Annotated in this window: 17 protein-coding genes; 11 read left to right on the top strand and 6 right to left on the bottom strand. The window is 69.3% G+C overall.

Annotated features, from left to right (window positions below):
- Positions 1 to 4: 4 nt before the first annotated feature.
- Positions 5 to 1,306 (bottom strand): exodeoxyribonuclease VII large subunit, encoded by a 1,302-nt coding sequence (xseA, locus tag LQ938_RS10320; protein WP_223720673.1) that lies wholly within the window; start codon positions 1,304 to 1,306, stop codon positions 5 to 7.
- Positions 1,307 to 1,363: 57 nt separating this feature from the next.
- Between xseA and LQ938_RS10315 the strand changes: the two genes are divergently transcribed.
- Together LQ938_RS10315 and LQ938_RS10310 are read left to right on the top strand one after the other, a co-directional pair.
- Positions 1,364 to 2,425: a 4-hydroxy-3-methylbut-2-enyl diphosphate reductase gene (locus LQ938_RS10315; RefSeq protein ID WP_223720674.1), complete on the top strand. Its 1,062-nt coding sequence runs from the start codon at positions 1,364 to 1,366 to the stop codon at positions 2,423 to 2,425.
- Complete coding sequence (locus LQ938_RS10310) at positions 2,422 to 3,018, top strand: DUF6264 family protein (RefSeq protein ID WP_223720675.1); 597 nt, start codon at positions 2,422 to 2,424, stop codon at positions 3,016 to 3,018. Before LQ938_RS10315 ends, LQ938_RS10310 begins: the two co-directional genes overlap by 4 nt.
- Before the next feature lie 97 nt (positions 3,019 to 3,115).
- On the opposite strand, the gene fbaA is transcribed toward LQ938_RS10310, so the two are convergent.
- A complete protein-coding gene (fbaA, locus tag LQ938_RS10305) occupies positions 3,116 to 4,144 on the bottom strand; it encodes a class II fructose-bisphosphate aldolase (RefSeq protein ID WP_223720676.1) in 1,029 nt (342 codons plus the stop codon).
- Positions 4,145 to 4,358: 214 nt separating this feature from the next.
- On the opposite strand from fbaA, the gene glpX reads away from it, so the two are divergent.
- Together glpX and LQ938_RS10295 are read left to right on the top strand one after the other, a co-directional pair.
- Positions 4,359 to 5,348, top strand: coding sequence for a class II fructose-bisphosphatase (gene glpX, locus LQ938_RS10300; protein WP_223720677.1), 990 nt, complete (start codon positions 4,359 to 4,361; stop codon positions 5,346 to 5,348).
- Positions 5,349 to 5,460: 112 nt separating this feature from the next.
- A complete protein-coding gene (locus LQ938_RS10295; protein ID WP_223720678.1) occupies positions 5,461 to 5,679 on the top strand; it encodes a UDP-N-acetylmuramyl pentapeptide phosphotransferase in 219 nt (72 codons plus the stop codon).
- A 77-nt stretch (positions 5,680 to 5,756) separates the two neighbouring features.
- Here LQ938_RS10295 and LQ938_RS10290 read toward each other — a convergent pair whose 3' ends face one another.
- The gene (locus LQ938_RS10290) at positions 5,757 to 6,734 is read right to left on the bottom strand and encodes an NAD-dependent epimerase/dehydratase family protein (RefSeq protein WP_223720679.1); all 978 of its coding nucleotides are present in this window, start codon (positions 6,732 to 6,734) and stop codon (positions 5,757 to 5,759) included.
- Between the two features lie 155 nt (positions 6,735 to 6,889).
- Between LQ938_RS10290 and LQ938_RS10285 the strand changes: the two genes are divergently transcribed.
- Both LQ938_RS10285 and LQ938_RS10280 read left to right on the top strand, forming a co-directional pair.
- The gene (locus LQ938_RS10285; RefSeq protein WP_223720680.1) at positions 6,890 to 7,102 is read left to right on the top strand and encodes a hypothetical protein; all 213 of its coding nucleotides are present in this window, start codon (positions 6,890 to 6,892) and stop codon (positions 7,100 to 7,102) included.
- Positions 7,099 to 7,251, top strand: a complete 153-nt coding sequence (locus LQ938_RS10280) for a hypothetical protein (protein ID WP_223720681.1) — start codon at positions 7,099 to 7,101, stop codon at positions 7,249 to 7,251. Before LQ938_RS10285 ends, LQ938_RS10280 begins: the two co-directional genes overlap by 4 nt.
- Positions 7,252 to 7,275: 24 nt before the next feature.
- Here LQ938_RS10280 and LQ938_RS10275 read toward each other — a convergent pair whose 3' ends face one another.
- Positions 7,276 to 8,607, bottom strand: a complete 1,332-nt coding sequence (locus LQ938_RS10275) for a DNA recombination protein RmuC (protein ID WP_223720682.1) — start codon at positions 8,605 to 8,607, stop codon at positions 7,276 to 7,278.
- Between the two features lie 32 nt (positions 8,608 to 8,639).
- Positions 8,640 to 9,236 carry an exonuclease domain-containing protein gene (locus LQ938_RS10270; RefSeq protein WP_223720683.1) on the bottom strand — a complete coding sequence of 199 codons (597 nt, stop codon included), beginning with the start codon at positions 9,234 to 9,236 and terminating at the stop codon, positions 8,640 to 8,642.
- A gap of 315 nt (positions 9,237 to 9,551) precedes the next feature.
- On the opposite strand from LQ938_RS10270, the gene ychF reads away from it, so the two are divergent.
- Together ychF and LQ938_RS10260 are read left to right on the top strand one after the other, a co-directional pair.
- On the top strand, positions 9,552 to 10,625 hold the full coding sequence (gene ychF / locus LQ938_RS10265; protein ID WP_223720684.1) for a redox-regulated ATPase YchF: 1,074 nt from the start codon (positions 9,552 to 9,554) through the stop codon (positions 10,623 to 10,625).
- 65 nt (positions 10,626 to 10,690) lie between these two features.
- The gene (locus LQ938_RS10260; RefSeq protein WP_223720685.1) at positions 10,691 to 11,116 is read left to right on the top strand and encodes a hypothetical protein; all 426 of its coding nucleotides are present in this window, start codon (positions 10,691 to 10,693) and stop codon (positions 11,114 to 11,116) included.
- Positions 11,117 to 11,456: 340 nt separating this feature from the next.
- Here LQ938_RS10260 and LQ938_RS10255 read toward each other — a convergent pair whose 3' ends face one another.
- The gene (locus tag LQ938_RS10255; protein WP_223720686.1) at positions 11,457 to 12,455 is read right to left on the bottom strand and encodes a helix-turn-helix transcriptional regulator; all 999 of its coding nucleotides are present in this window, start codon (positions 12,453 to 12,455) and stop codon (positions 11,457 to 11,459) included.
- Between the two features lie 100 nt (positions 12,456 to 12,555).
- On the opposite strand from LQ938_RS10255, the gene LQ938_RS10250 reads away from it, so the two are divergent.
- The 3 genes from LQ938_RS10250 (at position 12,556) to LQ938_RS10240 (ending at position 14,141) form a co-directional block, all read left to right on the top strand.
- Entirely contained in the window at positions 12,556 to 13,023 is a 468-nt protein-coding gene (locus LQ938_RS10250; RefSeq protein WP_223720687.1) for a VOC family protein, read from the top strand.
- 151 nt (positions 13,024 to 13,174) lie between these two features.
- Complete coding sequence (locus LQ938_RS10245) at positions 13,175 to 13,528, top strand: hypothetical protein (RefSeq protein ID WP_223720688.1); 354 nt, start codon at positions 13,175 to 13,177, stop codon at positions 13,526 to 13,528.
- A 112-nt stretch (positions 13,529 to 13,640) separates the two neighbouring features.
- Entirely contained in the window at positions 13,641 to 14,141 is a 501-nt protein-coding gene (locus tag LQ938_RS10240; RefSeq protein WP_223720689.1) for a hypothetical protein, read from the top strand.
- Positions 14,142 to 14,584 lie beyond the last annotated feature (443 nt).

The raw sequence follows: 14,584 nt of genomic DNA, 5'->3' as shown, positions 1-14,584 counted from the left end.
CATTCTAGGCGGGCGTCGGACGTTCGCCGGACGCCGTTTCGGCGATCTCGCCGGCCGATCGAGCCGCGAACGAGCCGCGCCCCACGGTGACGACCACCTCGGTGCCATCGGGTGCCTGCGCGGCGTCGCGCACGATGACGCCGCCCGGCACATGGGCGATCGCGTAGCCGCGTGCGAGTGTCGCCCCCGGCGACAGTGCGCGCAGCGATGCACGGAGCTCCGTCACCTCGCGCGCGCCGCGGGTAGTGCGCCGGTCCAGGATGCTGCGGCCCCGCCCGGCGAGCAGCTCGACCTCGTGCGCACGGCGCTCGATCGCCCCCTCCGGAGCGCGGAGCACCGGGCGGGAGCGCAGCTGTTCGAGCTGGGCGATGTCGTGCGAGATGCGAAGCGCCAGGCGGGACCCGAGTCGCGACCGCAGCTGGCGCACCAGGGCCCGCTGCTCGTTCACATCGGGCACGACGCGCTTGGCCGCATCCGTCGGCGTCGACGCGCGGAGGTCGGCGACGTCATCGAGCAGTGGATGGTCGTTCTCGTGGCCGATCGCCGAGACCACCGGCGTCGTGGCGGCAGCGACGGCGCGCAGCAGACGTTCGTCGCTGAAGCCGAGCAGGTGCTGCGGGTCGCCGCCGCCGCGGGCGATGATGATGACATCGACTTCGGGGTCGGCGTCCAGCTGCTGGAGGGCGGCGATCGTCTCGGGCACGCAGCGGTCGCCCTGCACGGCGGCGTGCACTGTGCGGAACGCCACCTGGGGCCAGCGGAGCTCGGCGTTGCGGTGCACGTCTTTCTCCGCATCCGATCGCTCGCCCGTGATGAGACCCACGACCTGCGGAAGGAACGGCAGCGGCTTCTTCCGGGCGGCGGAGAAGAGCCCCTCGGCTCGGAGCGTCGCGCGCAGCTTCTCGAGCTTCTCCAGCTGGTCGCCGAGGCCCGTGTGTCGCATCGTCGCGACGAGAACGCTGAAGTCGCCGGTCTTGACGAAGTAGTCGGCTTTGACGCTCGCGATGACCCGGTCGCCCACCTTCAGATCGTCGGGAAGGCGCTGCAGCGTCGACGACCACAACCGGAAGCTGACGCTCGAATCGGCCTCGAGGTCTTTCAGGCGGCCGTACACGTTTCCGCCGCGCACGTTCCACGACGTGATCTCGCCCTCGACCCACACCGAGCCCCATCCGGAGATGAACGCGCGGATGGTCTCGTTGAAGCGGGCGACGGACGTCGGGGCGTCTTTGGTCGCTTCGCGCGGATGCACGGAGTCGGGGGAGGGAGCCTGCCCGGGAATCGGATCCGGTGCGAACCGCGTCATACGTGCTCCTCGTGCGTGCTTCGGCCGGTGCCCAGGCGGCGCCCATAGACTCGAGGAGTGAGTTCACCCGCCGTGCACCTGCCCGTGCCCCGCATTCCGGGGCGCCGTGGCCGCCTTCAGGATATCCCGGTGCCCGGACACAAGCGGGTTCTGCTCGCCGCCCCCCGCGGGTACTGCGCCGGCGTCGACCGCGCGGTCGTCGCGGTCGAGAAGGCGCTCGAACGGTACGGCGCCCCCGTCTACGTGCGCAAGCAGATCGTGCACAACGTGCACGTCGTGGCCGAGCTCGAGTCCCGCGGCGCGGTGTTCGTCGAAGAGGTCGACGAGGTCCCACCGGGAGCGCACGTCGTGTTCAGTGCGCACGGCGTCTCGCCGGCCGTCGTCTCCGCGGCATCCGACCGCGGACTCCAGGCCATCGATGCGACCTGCCCGCTCGTGACGAAGGTGCACCGCGAGGCCGTGCGCTTCGCGCGCGACGATTTCGAGATCCTGCTGATCGGCCACCACGGACACGAAGAGGTCGAAGGCACGGCGGGGGAGGCCCCCGATCACGTGACCGTCGTGAACTCGCCGGCGGATGCCGACGTCATCGAGGTGCGCGACCCGTCGAAGGTCGTGTGGCTCTCGCAGACGACGCTGTCGGTCGACGAGACGATGGAGACCGTGCGGCGACTGCGCGCCCGGTTCCCGCAGCTGCAGGATCCGCCGTCGGATGACATCTGCTACGCGACGCAGAACCGCCAGGTGGCGATCAAGAAGGTCGCCGTCGGCACGGATCTCGTCATCGTCGTCGGTTCGGCGAACTCGTCCAACAGTGTGCGGCTCGTCGAGGTCGCTCTCGAGTACGGCGCCAAGGCGGCGTACCGGGTCGACTACGCAGACGAGGTGCGCCAGGAGTGGCTCGAGGGTGTGGAGACGGTCGGCGTGACGAGCGGAGCATCCGTCCCCGACGTCCTCGTGCAGCAGGTGCTCGAAGACCTCGCCGGCGCCGGCTATCGGGACGTCGAAGAAGTACGCACGGCCGAGGAAGACCTCATCTTCTCGCTGCCCAAAGAGCTGCGCGAGCACACCGGCGAGCGTCGCGGCGGACGCGCGCCCGCCGAGGGAGCCCGCTCGTGACCGATCCGGCGACGCCCGCCGAGCGTCCTCGGCCCGCGTACGGCGAGTACGCGACGCCCGAGGAGCAGGCCGCCCGCATCCGTCGCCCCGAAGTGACGACCGCGCTCGAGAACGGGCAGAGCCCGGCGGTCGCCCCGGCGGCTCCACGGCCGCCGGTGACTCCCGCGGCACCGACGACGTCCGGCCCCGCGGCACCGGGTGCGCCGGCGGCTCGTCGCCCTCGCTTCTTCGACCGCATCTTCACGTTCGCGCTGCTCGGCTACGGCCTGTTCTCCGTGCTCGGCGCAATTCCCGCCGCAGCCGACTACTCGCAGTTCGCCTCGACGTTCCTCGGGGTCTTCGGAGTCGACGAGGCGCTGTCGGATCCGGCGGGCGCACGCGGCTGGGGACTCGCTGCCGCCCTCGTGCTCGGCATCGGCTGGCTCGGCACCTTCGCGCTGACCTGGATCAATCTGCGGGCGGCACGGATCTCGTTCTGGATCCCGTTGGTCGGCGGATTCGTCGTCAACATGATCTCGGCGGTTCTGCTGATCGCTCCACTCGCGGCCGACCCCGTCGTCTGGACGGCCCTCCAGAACGGGCTCATGGGCTGAACCACCCGTCACGGCCGGCGGACGCGGCATCCGCTGCGCGACCTCTGCGCAAACGACGAAGCCCCGACCCTCGCGGGTCGGGGCTTCGTGCGTCAGATCAGGACTGGCTCTTGCCGTACGAGCCGAGCTGCTGCGTGGCCTCGACGACGCGAGCGGCCATGGCCTTCTCGGCGACCTTGCCCCAGGCGCGCGGGTCGTAGGCCTTCTTGTTGCCCACTTCGCCGTCGACCTTGAGGACGCCGGCGTAGTTCTCGAACATGAAGCCCGCGACCGAGCGGGTGAACGCGTACTGCGTGTCGGTGTCGATGTTCATCTTCACGACACCGTTGCGCACCGCCAGGGCGATCTCTTCGGGGGTCGAGCCGCTGCCGCCGTGGAAGACGAGGTCGAGCGGGTTGGGGCCGGTGCCGAACTTGGCGGCGATGCCCTCCTGGATCTCGCCGAGCAGCTCGGGGCGGAGCTTCACACCGCCGGGCTTGTACACGCCGTGCACGTTGCCGAAGGTGAGCGCCGAGATGTAGCGGCCCTTGTCACCGAGTCCGAGGGCTTCGACGGCCTTCGTGACGTCAGCGACGGTCGTGTAGAGGGCTTCGTTCGAGCCCTCGTGCTGCACGCCGTCCTCTTCGCCGCCGACGACGCCGATTTCGACCTCGAGGATCGCGTTGATCGCGTGGAGGCGGGGCAGCAGCTCCGCCGCGATCTCGATGTTCTCATCGAGCGGCACAGCCGAGCCGTCCCACATGTGCGACTGGAAGATCGGCTCGCCGCCGGCCTTGACCTGCTCCTCGGATGCCGCGACGAGCGGCAGGAGGAAGTCGTCGAGCGCGGGCTTGGGGCAGTGGTCGGTGTGCAGCGCGACCGTGATCGGGTAGCTCTTGGCCACCTCGGTGGCGAACTTCGCGAAAGCCAGGGCGCCGGTCGAGCGGGCCTTGACCGACTGGCCGGCGAAGTAATCCGCGCCGCCCGTGGTGACCTGGATGATGCCGTCGGAGCCGGCCTCGGTCAGGCCCTGCAGGATGGCGTTGATCGACTGCGAGCTGGCGGCGTTGATGGCCGGGTATGCGAATCCGCCGGACTTGGCGCGGTCCAGCATCTCGGCATACTGATCTGGGGTGGCGACGGGCATGACAGCTCCTTGCGTTTATGCGTCGGTTCACCCGCAACTCTAGCGAAGCGGCCCCGAACAGTCCGGCGCGGCGGCCGGAACAACTCCGCATCCGGCGCTGCCGTGGCCGAGCAATCGCCGTCGGAAATGCCGAGCGGATAAGAATGCGCTTTCCTTCCGCTGTGAGCGCCTGCCCATCCCGAGTGTCGTGGGGCACGCTGGCTAGGCTGAGCGCATGGTGAGTATTACGGCCGACATGAGTCCGCTGCATCCCGACCGCAACCTCGCGCTGGAGCTCGTGCGCGCCACCGAGGCGGCGGCCATCCGGTCGGTTCCCTTCCTCGGGCGTGGCGCGAAAGAGGCGGCGGACGGCGCCGCGGTCGACGCGATGCGCGCGTTCCTGTCGACCGTCGCCTTCGACGGCGTCATCGTGATCGGCGAGGGTGAGAAAGACAACGCACCCATGCTCTTCAACGGCGAGCACGTCGGCACGGGCCGCGGCCCGCAGTGCGACATCGCCGTCGACCCGATCGACGGAACGTCACTGGCGGCGACCGGGCGGAACAACGCCCTCTCGGTCATCGCGGTCGCCGATCACGGCGCCATGCTCGATGCCTCGAGCGTCTTCTACATGGACAAGCTGGTCACCGGCCCCGCCGGTGTCGGCGTCGTCGACATCCGCCTGCCCATCGGCGAGAACATCCGCCTGCTCGCGAAAGCCCTCGGAAAGCCCGTCGACGAGCTCGTCGTGTCGGTGCTGCACCGCCCCCGGCACGAGCGGCTGATCGAAGAGATCCGCGAGACCGGTGCCGGTACCCGGCTGATGAGCGACGGCGACGTCGCCGGCGGGATCAATGCCGCGCGGCACAACGCGCGCACCGACATGTGCGTCGGCATCGGCGGAAGCCCCGAGGGAATCGTCACCGCGTGCGCCATCAAGGCGCTCGGCGGCCACATCCAGGGGCGCCTCGCGCCCCGGAATGACGACGAACGCCAGCGCGGACTCGACGCCGGTCTCAAATTCGACGACAACGTCTACGAGGCCGACGATCTGGTCAAGGGCGACAACACGATCTTCGTCGCCACCGGAGTCACCGATGGCCAGCTGGTCGCCGGTGTGCGCCGCGAGGGCGACTTCATCTACACCGAGAGCGTTGTGCTGCGCGGCAAGTCGGGCACGCTGCGTCGGATCGCTTCTGAGCACCTGACGTCGAAGTGGCTCTGACCCTGCCGAGGGCGTGCCGCTGAGCGCGAGCGGCACCCTCTGGCAGAATGGTTCTGCGCCTCGGCGCCGATTTCACATGGTCGGCGCGGGGGCGAAGACGAAGGGACGAACCATGACTGCACCTGTCAGCGGTGCGAACCCGCCCACCGGCGCCCTCGCCGTCGTGGCGGATGCGGTCGTATCGAACGACCCCGCGCGACGCCCCGACGTGTTGTTCCGCGTGCGCCGCGAAGAAGGACACCAGGCGAGCGCCTGGTGGTCGATCGGCGCCTTCGTCGGCTTCTCGGGAATCGTTCTCGCCCTTCTCAGCTTCGTTCCCGGCGGCGCCTGAGCATCAGTGCGCGGGGCGCAGCGCCTGCAGTTCGTCGGGCGCAGGACCTGCAGTTCGCCGGGCGCAGGGCCTGAGCATCAGTGCGCGGGGCGCAGCGCCAGCAGCTCGCGCTGTTCGTCGTCGGTCAACCCGGCGCCCGCCGTGATCTCGCCGTCCCGCACGTCGGCGAGGGTTTCTGCGAGCGGGCGTCGAACGAGACCCGCAGACATGGCGCGCGCCGACGAGCGCGCGTTCATCCCGTACCAGTCGTGGTCGCGTAACCACAGTGGCAGCGAACGCGGGCCGGCCCACTCGGCAACGCCTCGCGCGACGAGCCACTCGCCATCCCGCGAGATCAGCGGCCCGGTATGACCGCTGACACCGCGCGCGACGTCGATGTGATGCGGGAACGGATGCGGCTCGCCGCCGGCGTCGAAGGCTCCGACGATGCGCCGCTCGGCGAGGTGCACGAGCCACCCCGCGAGGTCGCGGACATCGATGATCGCGGTCGGGAGATCCGCAGCATCCGGCACCAGCACGGCGTCGTCGTCGGTTGCGGGGCGCGCGAAACGTCGCGGCCAGTACGTGGAACGGCCCGTGGGATCGCCCGGGCCGCCGATGAGGCCCGCGCGAACGATCGAGTGGCGGCCCGCGAACGCGGCCTGTACGGCGTCTTCGCCGGCGACTTTGGCGGCGCCGTAGTCCTCGGGCGAGGCCATCTCGTCGGCGGGCAGCGGGGCGAGGAGTTCCGCATCCTCGTCGGCCCCGATCGCCGACTGATCGGCGTAGACGTTGCACGTGGAGACGAAGACATAGTGCGCGGCGCGGTCGGCGAGGTGCCGCGTGGCCCGGCGGACGTGTCCGGGTTCGCGGGCGACGTCGATGACGGCGTCCCAGGACTCGTCGAGGAGCGGCGCGAGTGCATCGGTGAGGTCGCGGTCGACGTGCACCCGTCGAGCGCCGGCCGGGATGTCGGTTCCGCGCGCCGCGCAGGTCACGTCGTGGCCGGCACGTATCGCGTGCTGCGCCGTGGTGCGTCCGAGCCATGCGGTGCCGCCGAGAACGAGGAGCTTCATGGAACTCATCCTGGGCGCGGGCACTGCTGATCGCGCGTTCGTCCGCGGCGGGCGAACAGAACGGCACACGCCGTGGAATGACGCAAGGGGCGGGTATCCGGCCGGATGTTGGCGTGGGATGGGGACATCCACTTACGGACGGAAGGACCAGGTGTATGTCGACTCCGAAGAAGATCGCGCTGGCGGGCGGAGCAGGTCTCGCGCTGCTGGTGCTGAAGAAGACCCCGGTCGGTCGTATCGGCACGACCCTCGTCGTGGCGCGCACGGTGTGGCAGGACCCGCGGGTGCAGAAAGTGCGTCGACGGGTGCAGAAACAGGTCGTGAAGCGCATCGAGAAGGAATCCGAGAAGCGGGCGGCGAAGAAGTGAGCGGCGCGAACAACGCCCCCGGCGACGCCGGCACGGATCACGACGCCGACGAGGCCAGCGGCGCGGACTCCACCGGAGCCGAATCACCCGAAGAAGGCGCCGAGGCCGAGAAGGCCGCCGAGGACGCGATCGTCGACAAAGACGACTGAGTCGTCCGGCTGCGGCGCGGCGGGTTATCGCTCGGTGTGGGCCGCGGTCGGCGCCCCTGGGGCAGACGGCGCCTTCCCCTCCGCGGGGGCCGGCGCCGTTTCCTCCGCGGGTGACGGCGCCGAATCGGATGCGGCGCGCACGGCGTCGAGTGCTTCGGCGAACTCCGGAGCGCTCAGACGCCGCGGTACGTTCTCGACGACAGGCGGTGCGGCGAGGGCATCGAGCTTCGTCTCATCGATTCCGGGGAAGCGGCGGGCGCTGACCAGTACTCGCGATTCCAGCGATCCGACGAACTTGTTGTACCCGTCGACCGTGCGCTGGATTCCGCGACGCAACTCTTCGACGTGCCCGGTGAGCCCGCCGAGCCGCTCGTACAGCTGCGCGCCGAGTGCGAAGAGTTCGCGGGCGTCATCGGAGACCGCCTGTTCGGTCCATGTGTAAGCGACGGTGCGCAGCACCGCCCAGAGGTTCACCGGAGAGGCGAGAGCGACGCGCTGCCGGAACGCGTGATCGAGTAGCGTCGGATCGTCTTCGAGGGCAGAAGCGAGCAGCGACTCGATCGGCACGAAGCAGATCACGAACTCGGGGCTGGAGTCGAGGCCGGCCCAGTAGCGCTTCTTCGCGAGTGCGTCGATGTGCGCGCGGAGCGCCTTCACGTGCCGGTCGCGCAGCATCCGACGCCGTGCCGCATCGTCGGCGGACGCCGAATCGGGGATGGCGCTGGCTTCGAGATACGCGTCGAGGGGCACCTTCGCGTCGACGGCGATCGCTTTGCCGCCCGGAAGCCGCACGATCATGTCTGGGCGTCCGGCGCCCGCATCCGAGGAGATCGAAGACTGCAGGTCGTAGTCGACGTGGCGGGTGAGTCCCGCGGCCTCCACCACACGACGCAGTTGCGCCTCGCCCCACACACCGCGCGCGCTGGTCGAACGCAGTGCACTGGAGAGCGATTCGGTCGTGGCGCGCAGCGCGTCGTCTGACTGCTGCGCGCGGCGGAGCTGCTCTGCGAGCGAGCCGAATTGCGCGTGCCGTTCTCGTTCGAGCTCGTCGACTTTCTGCCGCATGTGCGTGAGCGACTCGCGAACCGGAGAAAGCGCCTGGAGAACGGTCTGCTCCCGGCGATCGCGTTCGTCTCGCGCTTGCTGCTGCACGCGATCGCGTTCGACGAACTCGCGGTACAGAAGCCCCTGCCGCTCCAGCTCGGCCCGTGCGGCTCCTGCCGCGGACTCGGCAGCGGCCGCGCGCGCACCGAGTGCGGCCCGAGAGGACTCACCGCGGGATCGAGCGGCGAACCAGCCGAGGGCGATGCCCGCGACGAGGCAGATCAGCGCGACGGCGACGAGTGCGAGGTCCATGTCCCTAGCGTGGTGCAGGGGTCCGACATCGGTCAGGCGGCGACGGCCGCGGCCGCAGCAGGCGCCGGGATCGCGGCGATTCGTACGCCCGCGAGAGTTGCCAACTCGGTGATGTCGGATGCACCCCAACGTCGGGCGGCGTCGATCATGATGTGGGCGGAGGCGACCGCATCCGACGTCGCATCGTGGTGCACGAGGTCGGTGAAACCGGCCTCGGCCGCCGCGAACGGCAGTCGGTACGAGGGCAGGTCGTAGGTGCGGCGGGCCACCTGCACGCTGCACGCGTAGCGGTAGGGCGGGCATTCGTCACCGGTCGCCTCGCAGGCGCGTCGGAGTACGGCCATGTCGAAACCCGCATTGTGGGCGACGAGGACGTCCGAACCCGTGAACGCGGCGAGGTCGTCGAGCTGGTCGCTCCAGCTCTTCGCGCCCCGGACGTGCTCGGGACGGATGCCGTGGATGCCGATGTTCAACTCGAAGAAGCGGTCGTGCCCTGCCGGCGGCCGGATGAGCCACCCGGCCGTGGCGACGATGCGGCCGTCGCGCACTCGGGCGAGGCCCACGCTGCAGGCGGAGGCGCTGGACGCATTCGCCGTCTCGAAGTCGATCGCGGTGAAATCCAGGGCCACGGGTCCACCCTCGCCGCGGCATCCCCGCACGCGGGCGAGGCGCGCCGGGCGGTGTCCGCATCCGTCGCCGACGGGTCGCGGTCGGGCGCGGTGCGGTGTGGTGCGGTGTGGCGGGCTCGGTGTGTCGCGGTCGGGGGTGCGAGGTGTCACGAGATTCGGAGATGCGACGAGATTCGGAGGATCGGTGCCGGATCGCTCCGCATCCGGTGACATCTCCGAATCTCGTGATGGCATGAGCGTGCGTCCGGGCCCGGGGCGGCCGCCCGATGCGGGCGCAGTCGGATGCGGCGCCCTCGCCGCCTAGACTGGGCTCCCGTGGCTCTTACCATCGGAATCGTCGGTCTCCCCAACGTCGGCAAGTCGACGCTCTTCAATGCGCTGACCAAGAACTCAGTGCTCGCGGCGAACTATCCGTTCGCGACGATCGAGCCGAACGTCGGGGTCGTGAACCTGCCGGACCCGCGGCTCGACACTCTCGCGGAGATCTTCTCGAGCGAGCGCATCCTGCCCGCCGCCGTGTCGTTCGTCGACATCGCGGGCATCGTGCGTGGCGCGAGCGAGGGGGAGGGGCTCGGCAATAAGTTCCTCGCCAACATCCGCGAGGCGGATGCGATCGCCCAGGTCGTGCGCGGTTTCGCCGATTCCGACGTCGTGCATGTCGACGGTGCGGTCGACCCGAAGAACGACATGGAGACCATTAACGCCGAGCTGCAGCTCGCCGACCTCGAGACCCTCGAGCGCGCCATCACGCGCTACGAGAAAGAGGTGCGCGGCAAGAAGCTCGACCCGTCGGTGCTCGAGGCCGCTGTCGCCGCGAAGGATGCGCTCGAGCGCGGCGTGCTGCTGTCCGCATCCGGAATCGACCTCGAACCCATCCGCGAGCTCGGGCTGCTGACCGCGAAGCCGTTCATCTTTGTGTTCAACGTCGATGAGGCCGTGTTGACGGATGCGTCGCGCAAAGCGGAACTCGCCGCGCTCGTCGCACCGGCCAAGGCCGTGTTCCTCGACGCGAAGATCGAGTCGGAGCTCATCGATCTCGACCCGGAGGACGCCGCAGAGCTGCTCGCGTCGACCGGGCAGGACGAGTCGGGTCTCGACCAGCTCGCCCGCATCGGCTTCGACACGCTGGGCCTGCAGACCTACCTCACGGCCGGTCCGAAGGAAGCGCGCGCGTGGACGATCGGCAAGGGCTGGAAGGCGCCGCAGGCGGCGGGCGTGATCCACACCGACTTCGAGAAGGGCTTCATCAAGGCCGAAGTCATCTCGTTCGGCGACCTGGTCGCGACCGGATCGGTCGCCGAGGCCCGAGCGAAGGGCAAGGCGCGCCTCGAGGGCAAGGACTACGTCATGCAGGACGGCGACGTCGTGGAGTTCCGCTTCAACAACTGATCGGGTTGCGGTTCGCCCCCCACACGAGCCTGATCGGCCGCGTCTTCGCCGTGCATAATGGTGCGATGGATGGCCAGGGGGAGCAGGCGACGGCCGCGTATGTGCTTCCCGACCCCCAACTTCGGACTTACGATCGCGGGCTCGGGACGTTGCGCGTCGAGGGCGAAATTGAGGGCTATCTCGCAAGCATCGTCGGCAAGATGCGTTTCCCATCAGCCCAGGTGTGGCCGTGGTTTGTCGTTGTGTGGATCGATGGGACTAAGGGAGATCCGTTCGAAGACTATGGGCCCCACTGGTGGACGGTTCGTGAGTTAAATGCTGGCTACCTCCAGCATTACGGGCGAAGTGTCACGAGCGGGCAGCGATTCTTCGGGAAGCGATTTGCGGGTTCCGTTGCTGGCCCGCCGCGTAGGTTCGAATTCGAATGGCTGCCGCGAGCCGAGGCCGCATCGAAGTGGCAGGAATTGGGACTCGTAGATACCGACTTCTGATGCCTGCCGGTGACGGAACGTCGTGGAGTTCCGCTTCAACAACTGATCGCGTTGGGGCGCGACAAGGCGCGGATGTGTTTCGCTGATGTGTGAACGCCGAGGGACGCGAATAGACGCCCCGCCGGTCCGAGGATGCGACGAGAGCGGGATGAGTTCTCCGGCTACGGCGGGCAGTCGGTGGGGATCGGCAGGTCATCCGATGGTCACGGCACGATCTTCTCGGGGAAAGGTCGTGCACGCTGATGGTGTGACCATCGCCCGAGCTGATCGAGCTGATCGAGCTGATCGAGCTGATCGAGCTGGCGTCCTCGGCGCGGGGCCCACGGATCCGTCGCGCCGCTCATATCGCCCCACCTGACCCCGCGGTCGCGGCATTGCGGATAGCGAGCTGAGCGAACGCGTCGCGCAGCTCGTGTGGCTCGATCACGTCGATGTCGGTGTCGAAGCGACCGAGGGATGCGGCGAGCGCGATCCACGACCACGATCCCGTCTCGAGCCGGCACCGATCGGGGCCGATGCTCTCGACGATTCCGTCGCCGGCGAAGGGGAGCACCTGGTCGGCCGGGCGATGCAGCACCACCGTGCCGAGGCACGGCCACCCCGTGTTGGGAACGGAGCCCTGGAAGCGCGCCGTCACGAACCCCGCGACGTCGTCGCCTGGAACCGCGCGCGGCTCGAATCGCGGTCCGTTCGGGGTGCGGAGCGTCATCCGGTCGGCACGGAAGATCCGCCAGTCCTCGCGCTCCGGATCCCACGCGACGAGATACCACCGACCGTGCAGGGCGACCAGATGATGCGGCTGGGCTCGATGCGGCGGCGCCGGGTCCCCAGCGTCGGTACCCGCCATCGTGGGCCGCGCGTAGTCGAAGCGCAGTGTCTCCCGTGCCCGGATCGCTGCGGCGATCCCGATCAGGACCTCGGATGCGGTGGGCGCCCGTGCCGCCTCACCCGGGCCTGCGGGAAGCGCGGTGAACGTCAGCGCGTCGAGCCGGTGGCGGAGTCGCGAGGGCATCACTTGCCGGACCGTCGTGAGCGCTCGGAGCGCGCCCTCCTCGATCCCCGCGCCGCTGACGCCTGCGGTCTGGAGGGCAACGGCCAGCGCGATCACCTGGTCGTCGTCGAAGAGGAGTGGCGGGAGTTCCGATCCCGACTCGAGCCGGTACCCACCATCCGGGCCCATCGTCGCGTCGATTCGGTATCCCATCTCGCGCAGGCGGTCGACGTCGCGCCGCACCGTCCGGTCGCTGATGTCGAGGCGCTGGGCGAGCACCGACCCCGGCCAGTCGCGGCGGGTCTGCAGAAGCGACAACAGCTGCAGAAGGCGGGAGGTCGTGGACACGATCTCAGCGTAAGCGGGGTCTAGGACACAAGCAGTCCTAGATAACGGTCAGGGTCGATCTCGCCGGAACACTCCGGCCACGTTCACCAGGGAGTGCACCATGACCATTCAGACCACCACCCACCTCAACTTCCGCGGCGACGCGCGTACGGCGCTCGAGTTCTACCAGTCCGTGTTCGGCGGGCAGCTTGTCATCAACACGTACGGCGACTTCGGAATGCCGGCCGACCTCCCGGGTGCCGACCGGGTCGTGTTCGGACTCGTCGCCGCGGAATCGGGCTTCCGCGTCATGGGCTACGACATTCCGGGGGACACCGCGACCGGCATCGCCGGGGGCGGCGTGGTGCGGCGCGAGAACGGCGTCACGTTTACCGACCAGGCTGTGTTCGTCTCGATCTCGGGCGACACGCTCGACGAGGTCCGCAGCTACTGGGAGCTGCTGAGCGTCGATGCCACCGTCGTCGAGCCGCTCGCTGCATCCGCGTGGAGTGCGGGGTTCGGGATGCTGGCCGACCGGTTCGGCGTCACCTGGAGCGTCAGCGTGACCACGCTGGCCGACGCCCGCTGACAGGGCTGGCGCATACAGCGACTCGCTCGCGTGGAGCCCGGCCCCGCAGTGGAATCCACGCGAGCGAGTCCTGACCGCGTAGAGCCCGCGCTCGCGCTAGGTGATGCGCGCCGGGCTGGGGTCGGCGGGATTCGTCTGCGAGCATGTCTTAATGTCGCGCGCAGCCACGCTCCTCACGTCCCTCGCCGGCCTCGTGGTGGCTGCGGGTGCGCTCTCCGGGTGCGTCACCACGACAGCGCCGCAGGCGGAGCTCCCGTTGCCGACGCCTCCCGTGACACCGACCCCGACGTATGCCACGGAGCTCCCCGAATGGGCGCGCGATGCCACGCCCTGGCTGATCTACCCGGACGGGTTCGAGTGCGGCGGCACCGAAGGCCGCCCGAACGACTTTCGGGCGCTCATCGGCGAGCCCGGACCCGTCCTCCCGGAAGGCGTCGAGTACTACGACCCGGCAAAGCACGACTGCGTGATCGTGGTTCCTGTCGGCGTGAGCTGCACGGGTTGAACAGGCCGCCGTCCCGGGTGCCTCGAGAGCCTTCGCCCGTCGGGCGTGTTCTCCGGCGGTCGGCTTCACTCCCGGTGACGCTCTCAGCGTCACCACGCGGCATGATCGACGTGTGAGTTCCGAATTCGACGGCCAGCCGTGGCGCCAACGCCGCCGGCGTCCGGCGCGCACGAACGTGCCGGACCGCGTGTTCGATGGCGCAGCGTTCGCGGTCGCCGTCGTATCACTCGTCATGTTGTTCTGCGGCCTCGGCATCGGTAAGCGGCGATCGATCGCGCTCGACGCCTCGGAAGTGCTCGTCGTCATCTGCGCCGCGATCATCGTGCTGCTGCTCGTCGTGGTGTGCATCGGACTGATCGTGCAGCGCGGCCAGTTGCCCTTCGGCCCCGCAGGAACAGTGATGCTCGCCGCGAGCTCGATCGTGTCGCCCATCGTGATCTGGGTGCGAAACGACGGCGTGCTCACGCCCACGACGACTCTCGCCATCCTGGTCAATGGGCTGTGCCTCATCGTGCTGTCGTTCGCCTTCGTGCTCACGCGTCGCCGCATCCGTCACGCGAAGCGTGGGACTCCGCGGGCGACGGCGGCGGATGGTGCCCGCGGCCGTCGCTAGATCGCCGCGCACCGTGGCCCTCGCGCGCTGTCGCCCTCGCGCGCTTTCGCCCTCGCGCACCGTGGCCCCACGCACAGTGGCCCTCGCGTGCAGCGTGGCCCTCGGCGCGACCATAAGGCCAGAATGTCGATCCCCGGCGGCGCGGACGCCCGCCTCCGACCCGCTCGGGGCTCACGTGGCGCGATGCGTCGAGTTCGGCAGCAGATTGCGACACGTGAGCGTGAATAACAGTGCCTCAAGTGTCGGAATCGGTCGCGAGCGGCGACGGATTGCGACACGTGAGCGTGGACGCTCTCGTCAACGCGCGAGCGAACGTGAGCGTGCACCGGAGTGCCTCAGGTGTCGGAATCGGTCGCGAGCACCGACGGATTGCGACACGTAAGCGTGTGGGAGAGTGCCTCAAGTGTCGGAATCGGTCGCGAGCGGCGGCGGATTGCGACACG

It is taken from the genome of Microbacterium sp. cx-55, from assembly GCF_021117345.1.
Lineage (GTDB): Bacteria > Actinomycetota > Actinomycetes > Actinomycetales > Microbacteriaceae > Microbacterium.
The sequence above is the reverse complement of the archived record's forward strand: the minus strand, read 5'-3'. Positions and strand labels throughout refer to the sequence as shown.